The sequence below is a fragment of the Brunnivagina elsteri CCALA 953 genome (assembly GCF_002289455.1).
Lineage (GTDB): Bacteria > Cyanobacteriota > Cyanobacteriia > Cyanobacteriales > Nostocaceae > Brunnivagina > Brunnivagina elsteri.
On record NZ_NTFS01000319.1, the window covers coordinates 1 to 7898 of the forward strand.

General features: G+C 39.8%; 5 protein-coding genes. 4 read left to right on the top strand and 1 reads right to left on the bottom strand.

All coding sequences use genetic code 11. The features are described 5' to 3' along the window. Window positions 1-1503: histidine kinase dimerization/phospho-acceptor domain-containing protein (locus tag CK510_RS22415; protein WP_281257070.1), on the bottom strand; the 1503-nt coding region annotated here is incomplete at its 3' end. Window positions 1504-2915: 1412 nt separating this feature from the next. Between CK510_RS22415 and CK510_RS22420 the strand changes: the two genes are divergently transcribed. The 4 genes from CK510_RS22420 (at window position 2916) to CK510_RS22435 (ending at window position 7613) form a co-directional block, all read left to right on the top strand. Then, window positions 2916-3236, top strand: a complete 321-nt coding sequence (locus tag CK510_RS22420) for a circadian clock protein KaiA (RefSeq protein ID WP_281257071.1) — start codon at window positions 2916-2918, stop codon at window positions 3234-3236. A gap of 199 nt (window positions 3237-3435) precedes the next feature. Beyond that, window positions 3436-3756: a circadian clock protein KaiB gene (gene kaiB, locus CK510_RS22425; protein ID WP_095723803.1), complete on the top strand. Its 321-nt coding sequence runs from the start codon at window positions 3436-3438 to the stop codon at window positions 3754-3756. A 186-nt stretch (window positions 3757-3942) separates the two neighbouring features. Continuing rightward, complete coding sequence (gene kaiC / locus CK510_RS22430; protein WP_095723804.1) at window positions 3943-5505, top strand: circadian clock protein KaiC; 1563 nt, start codon at window positions 3943-3945, stop codon at window positions 5503-5505. Window positions 5506-5579: 74 nt separating this feature from the next. Further along, window positions 5580-7613, top strand: coding sequence for a TolC family protein (locus CK510_RS22435; protein ID WP_245912314.1), 2034 nt, complete (start codon window positions 5580-5582; stop codon window positions 7611-7613). Window positions 7614-7898 lie beyond the last annotated feature (285 nt).

Genomic DNA, 7898 nt, shown 5'->3' on the forward strand with positions numbered 1-7898 from the left:
ACAAAAAAAGTCTGAGAAAGAAAATGCAGAAGTAATTGTTAATACTCCATTAAGAATTTTACGGCTAGTCAATCCTGCATATCTAGCTTGACGTTCGTTTAATTCTCCTAATTGCTGGTCAACCAATAACCGCGATAATCCTAAAACGGCTGTTAGTGGTGTTTTCAACTCATGACTAATGCAAGCTAAAAATTCATCTTTTAAGCGATTTAATTGAATCAAATCGGCATTTTTAGCAGCTAACTCCTTACTAAGTAGCTGAACATCGGTGACATCAGTTGCCAGTATCAACCACAAATCATGAATTACTTGCCACTCAGTACTATCTAAGGGGATTTTGGCAAACTGCCAAACCCGTTCCTGACCAGTTTGGAATTCTACCACACAAGTGCAAGTTCCCAATTCGTCATTAAAAAAGCAGCTTCCTCCCAGATTTGATTCGGTTGTATCTTCCTCCATTCCCGAACCGAAATTGGTACTTGAGCCAGGAATAGAAAGAAAAGGTAAATTTTTCTCCATTTCGCTGCTAATTGTGCTGACTCCAACAGGCGATGTTCCCAGGGAACCGAATAGCGATCGCTTTTCGCTAAAAGCTTTTGGTGATAAAATTGCTTCAACTTCTCGGCGAACTCCTTCTGGGTCTTTTAACATCCCCAATTGCTTCCACCAAGCCGGATTTCGCGTGACAACTTCCCCATTATTAGTTTGCAGCGTTAAAGCCCAGGGCAAACGTTCCAGCAACTGTACTAATGGCTGATATTGCTCTCGTTTTTGCTCGGAGTGACTTTGAGGAATAGAATCTTGGGGAACATCATTTGTCGATAGCCTTGTAACTCGATTACCCTTCTTCCGTTGTCTAGCATCACTTGGCTTTGATGCCTGGTTGCTATTTCCGATGGTATTTTTATTCATATTCTGTAAATCATCACTGGTATTATTTGTACTAACGGATGACTTTGTTAAATGCTTTAATAAGCGAGCGCTATCTAGCACACCCAAATATTTTCTATTAGCATCAATAACCACCCAATCAGCAGCATTGCTTGGGTTCCCAGGAGAATTTAAAACCTGATTAAATTCTTCTATGCTTTTCGTTGCCGATATAGTTTGTATCGGTTGGAGAAGACTATTATCCAAACTTAAAATTGGTTGCTGTAAATAGTTTGTCGATTCCGAACCTGATTTGTGGGAGACAAACCCAAGCAACTTGCTCATCAAACCAGCCAAATCCAGCAAACCCACCGGATATTCTTTTTCATTCAATACTACTATGCGATCGCAATTCGCTTGCCTTGGAACATCGCTGTACAGAGGCTGCTTTACGCGATCGCTATTCGGTTCGGTACGAGCATCGCAACTCTCAACCTCAAACATATCCAGCAAAGCAGCCAAAGTAGTCGTTTGCGAGCAGCTTAATACCATTGAAATAAAATCATTAACCCGATAATGCAGCATGGACATAGGGATACTTGTGTCAGTCTTCTTGAGGTTAAATCGGCTCAAATCACTACTTGTTCCTAAAACTCATAGTGCCTGCCGAAAGCAATATCCTCGTTAAAGGTTGAAATTTAATATTTATTTAATGGACGTAACTTCAACGCTTGAGAATGGGTTAGGTACAAAGGCAATTAACCTTGCTATCCCAAAACAAAGAACATCATCTGCATCAAATCGATAGCAATGTATCAAGTTATTACAAGGGTTTCCCACACCATACTCGGAAAGAGAACTTTGCCCAACTGATAAGGGATACAAGTGACGTAAGCCGACTCAATTATTTGAGACTTGCATCACAAACAGCTTGTTGAAGCCTATACCAGCGTTATTTTGGTATCGAAACTCTTTATAGATAGCAGTAGCTAAAACAATTATGGCTCCAAAGTATAGCTATTGAACCTTTAGGAATTATAATGATTTGGAATGATATGTTTTGTTATTCTTGTTTAAGTATCTTAATTAATTAGCACAAATCTAAAATCTACATTTCAGTAGATGGATTAAGTAGATACACAAACATGAATCTCTCCATACCCAGCAGTTAAGCCAGTTGCCCCTCCTAGAACTGCCCCTAGCGACTACCAACAAGTCTAAAGTTAAAGTATCAAGTCTCAAGTATTAAAAAAACCTAATGATTTAGCAGTAAAGACACAAACACCTGCTTCCATAAAAAAGTAAAAATAATTAAATAGTCGGTATTACAACAATTATTTTACACAGTCTATATAGCTTCAAAAGTGGGAATATGAAAATTTTGGTTTTGTAATTTAACTCCTAAATACCTATAGACAATTATTTCCAAATCCTCTAACAGTTAGCAGTAAAATTACCGCAAAGGATTATGAATACATTATTTCCTAGCAATCAAATAACAGTCAACAGTAAAAAATCCCATAAGTAATTACAAAAAACTTTACGAGTTCTTCATGTTGAATCTAAACTATATATCAAGTTAATTTCTCTAACGGTACAGCACTCACACTTCCCATATCCTTCCCCCACAATCATTTCGGGTTTGCCTGCATACCCAATTCATCCGAAACCCTCTCGCTGCATCTAGAAACCCGCTTTCTTTCGTTCCATGCTTTATTTCTAAATATCCTCGAATGCTGCCACTAAAGCCAAGACGGAATACTGATGTTTAGATGTATGTGATTGTACTGCAATACTGGACTGATACATCATAAATTACGCAGATTATCACCCAATTATTTTTTTGTGAGTAGCTGCGCGATGTTAGACAGATGTACGATGCTATTACATAGTACCCTTGGCTGACATCGGCGCTTCATCTGCTCTTTTCATCATTCGCGATCGCAAAAAAAATATTGCTGCCGAAAAAGCAGCAAGCCCATCTATGGGAAACATTCAACCATAATCACCTAAAATGTACTTAGATTTTACAAACAAAAATACAAATCTTTTTTTCTCAAATGAGGACAGCCGATCGACAGGCATTGTTGCAGCAACTAAAATTGGACTACAGTCACATTTTAATTAACTACTTTACTCCAGACGCACCATCACCAGAAAAGATTGATAAATTTATCAATGCTCTATTTTGTGCTAATATCCCTGTGCCCCAAATAATTGAAATGCATATGGAACTCATTGATGAGTTTTCCGTACAGCTAAAATTAGAAGGGCTAAGTGATGACACATTACTGGATTACCGTTTAACCCTAATCGATATTTTGGCTCACCTTTGCGAACTGTATCGGCGATCGGTTCCAAAGTAAAGACAGGGTAAACGAAACTCACTTTGTGAGTTGGAACCCCCTACCTTCAGGTATGGGGTGAGTTCAGAATCGGACTTTACAATCCTCAAGTTGGGATGTGGCAAAAATCTGTCTGTTCTGAGTTAAGATAATTTCGCTTCAAGCATGTTATAGATAATTCATCTCCAATTAACCTTCATGGGCAGCCTTTACTTTTTATATGAATAAGGTAAGAAAAACTTACGTACTGAAACTGTATGTGGCAGGTAATACACCCAACTCAGTACGGGCGTTAAAAACACTTAAAAATATATTAGAGCAAGAATTTCAAGGTATATACGCTTTGAAAGTCATAGATGTATTGAAAAATCCCCAATTAGCAGAAGAAGATAAGATACTGGCAACACCAACACTGTCTAAAATTTTACCTCCGCCGGTACGTAAAATTATTGGTGATTTATCAGACAGAGAAAGAGTATTGATTGGATTGGATTTACTTTATGAAGAATTGAGTGAAGGAGATTTTTTTGGAGATAGTTAATTAGGAATTGGGAATGGGAAATATAAAAACAATGCAAAATACTTCATAAATAATCGATTAATGATTGATAAATAATATGAAATGTATGGGGAATTGCAAATCTAAATAAAAACCAATCAGCAATAATCATTAATAACAAATGAAATATCAATAACTAGGTAAAAACCTCTTTTTAAGTATTAAACAATGAGTGAAAACGAGCTACAAGGGCAAAATAAAACACCTAGAATTGGAGGTGTAGAAAAAATTCGCACAATGATCGAGGGGTTTGACGACATTAGTCATGGCGGATTACCTAACGGTAGAACCACCCTAGTTAGCGGCACTTCTGGAACTGGGAAAACATTATTCTCGCTCCAGTTTCTCTACAGTGGTATTAGTTGCTTCGGTGAATCGGGAGTATTTGTAACTTTTGAAGAATCACCCAGCGATATTATTAAAAATGCTTATATATTTGGTTGGGATTTACAACGTCTGATCGAAGAAGGAAAATTATTCATCCTCGATGCTTCCCCCGATCCAGAAGGTCAAGATATTGTCGGTAACTTCGATTTATCAGCACTAATTGAGCGCTTACAATATGCAATCCGCAAATATAAAGCAAAGCGGGTTTCCATAGACTCAATCACCGCAGTTTTTCAACAATACGAAGCAATTGGTGTTGTACGTCGCGAAATTTTCCGACTTGTCGCTAGACTAAAACTACTCGATGTCACAACAATTATTACCACCGAACGTAGTCAAGAATATGGTCCAGTTGCCTCATTTGGGGTAGAAGAATTTGTTTCCGATAACGTGGTGATTGTTCGCAACGTCTTGGAAGGAGAACGCAGAAGACGGACAATCGAAATACTCAAGTTGCGGGGAACAACCCACATGAAAGGGGAATACCCTTTTACCATCACTAACGACGGTGTAAATATCTTCCCATTGGGGGCTATGCGTCTAACGCAGCGCTCTTCTAATGTCCGTGTTTCTTCAGGAGTCGAAATCTTAGATAGCATGTGCGGAGGGGGATTCTTCAAAGATTCGATTATTTTGGTAACTGGTGCCACTGGTACGGGTAAAACCCTGTTGGTGAGTAACTTTTTACACGATGGTTGCAGTAGGGGAGAACGGGTAATATTATTTGCTTACGAAGAATCGCGGGCACAATTATCGCGAAATGCTTCCTCCTGGGGAATTAATTTTGAAGAATTAGAACGTCAAGGTTTATTAAAAATAATTTGTACTTATCCCGAATCTACAGGTTTAGAGGACCACTTACAAATAATTAAGTCGCAAATTAGCGAATTTAAGCCTTCGAGAATTGCGATCGACTCACTGTCAGCAATGGCACGGGGAGTCAGTGATAATGCTTTTCGTCAGTTTGTAATTGGTGTCACAGGTTACGCCAAACAAGAAGAAATTACTGGCTTCTTTACAAACACAACAGACCAATTTATGGGTTCCCATTCAATTACCGACTCACATATTTCCACCATTACTGACACAATTTTGATGTTGCAGTATGTGGAAATTCGCGGTGAAATGGCAAGAGCCATTAATGTATTTAAAATGCGCGGTTCTTGGCACGACAAAGGTATTAGGGAATACAACATAACTGCGGATGGACCAGAAATTAAGGATTCCTTCCGAAATTACGAACGAATATTTAGTGGTGCTGCAACTCGCGTTAGCGTTGACGAAAAGACGGAGTTATCGCGAATAGTTAGAAGTTTCCAAGATAAAGAAAATCCCGACGCTTGAGTATAGCATCGTGTTATATTTTTAGGCGTGGGATAACGGTTTTAAGCCGCTTATTTTTTTTGTGTGAGGACGCGGTGAAAGGTCTATACTTATTTCATAGTTTATTGCCTGGAGTTACTGTGGCAGTGCTAGCAGTACAGCCTAGCTTGGCTAACTCTATGCAGGTTAAAGAACCCAAGTTAGGTTTTTTGAATTTTGTTGCTTCTCCGACTAATGCCTGGACTAATGTTTTAAATTCGATTTATGTAGCTCAAGAACCCAATTTACAACAGCAAATTGTATATAAAAATACTTATGACCCAAAGGTAATAAATCAGCAAGTCGAGATTGGATTCGCTGATGATGTTCGTGCGGTATTCAATCCAACAAGTAAAACATCAAGTAACTTTGCCAATTTCAATCCCGTAGATACAACGTGGTTTGTCATCAAACATCCCACACCAATTACTAGTTTATTTGGGCAATATTTGGCTGAAACGGACAAAAATAATAGCTTGACAAATATTCGGTGGTATGGATTGGGTACTAGAACACAAGAGTCACAAAATCAAAATGCATCGGCAGTTACGATCGCAATCAATGATTCCAAGATACTATCACCTGCTAATCTGCAACAGTTGAAGTTACCCAACAAAAAACCTCAAACTCAATTGCCGACAACATCGCAATTTTCTGCGAAGGAAGAAGGTAGAACGTTATTAACAAACATACCGCAAAACAAAGAAACAACAAACCCACCAGCCAAACCTGTTGTACCTCCTACAACCACTGGGGAAAAACTACCTAGCTATCTCAATTCCAATCCCAATCAATTGCAATTTCCCACAAAACCGGAAGAAGTGCGGCTTCAAGGGACACAACCAATTACATTAAATCAGACATTAGAAGCAGCACGACGCAACAATAAACAATTACAGGTTTCATTGCTGCAACTAGAGCGGAGTCGAGCAGGATTACGAGAAGCACAAGCAGCGCTGTTACCGACTTTAAGTCTGGATGCGACAATCAATCGTGGGCAATCTGCTAGCAGTCAATTAAGTAACGAAGCAGCTGCGAGGCAAGGAATTAATCGGGGAGTAGATGAGCCAAGCACAAGTTTTTCCAGTGATGCACAGTTAAATTACAGCCTTTACACATCTGGTCAGCGACAAGCAACTATTCGTCAAGCTGAAGAACAGGTACGGGTAAGCGAGTTTACAGTTGAGCAGCAATCGGAAGATATTCGTCAGAGCGTCACTAAACAATACTACAACTTACAACAAGCTGACGAGCAGGTACGGATTAGTCAGTCAGCAGTCACAAACGCGGAAGCGAGTTTGCGTGATGCATTAGCGCTGGAAAAAGCTGGTGTGGGAACAAGATTTGATGTGTTGCGGTTTCAAGTAAATAAAGCAAATTCCCAGCAAAATTTAACTAACGCGCGATCGCAACAGCAAATCGAACGACGACGGCTAGTTGCTATATTGAGCGTACCGCAAACGGTTAACTTAAGTGCTGCTGACCCCGTGAAAATTGCTGGCTTGTGGAACCAATCTCTTGAACAAAGCATCATCCAAGCATTGCAAAACCGACCAGAATTGCAACAGCAACTCGCTCAACGCAATATTAGCGAACAACAACGACGACAGGCTCTTTCCCAACTAGGTCCACAAATCAACTTAATTGCTAGTTATAATTTACTCGACCAGTTTAACGATACAATTCCCGTTACCGATGGTTATTCGGTCGGGGTAAGGGCAAGTTTAAACTTGTACGATGGTGGTGCATCAAGGGCAAGGGCTGCACAGGCAAGTAAAAATGTTCAGATTGCCGAAACCAATTTTGCTGGGCAGCGCAGCCAAATTCGATTTGAGGTTGAGCAAGCTTATTCGCAATTGCAGTCGAATTTAGAGAATGTGCAAACGGCAAATACGGCACTCGAACAAGCACGGGAAGCCTTGCGGTTAGCCAGATTACGATTCCAAGCTGGTGTGGGAACCCAAACTGATGTAATTGCGGCTGAAAACGATTTGACCCAATCTGAAGGTAATCGAATTACTGCAATCCTCGATTATAACCGCGCTTTGGCAGATATACAACGGGCTGTGACAATCAGAGGAACGCAATAATCATTTCTTGAAGTAGAGACGTTCCACCGGAACGTCTCTACTATTCGGGAATATCGCGTTTTTACTTAGACTCTTTTCTTAAATTAAGAACCTATTAAAACAATTCGCAATACTCCGAAGCGGAGAAGCAAGCTACGCAATACTCGCGGAGCGAGAAGCAAGCTACGTAATACTCGCAGAGCGAGAAGCAAGCTACGTAATACTCGCAGAGCGAGAAGCAAGCTACGTAATACTCGCAGAGCGAGAAGCTAAAGCTACGCAATTATGTTTTGTAACGGAGAGAAG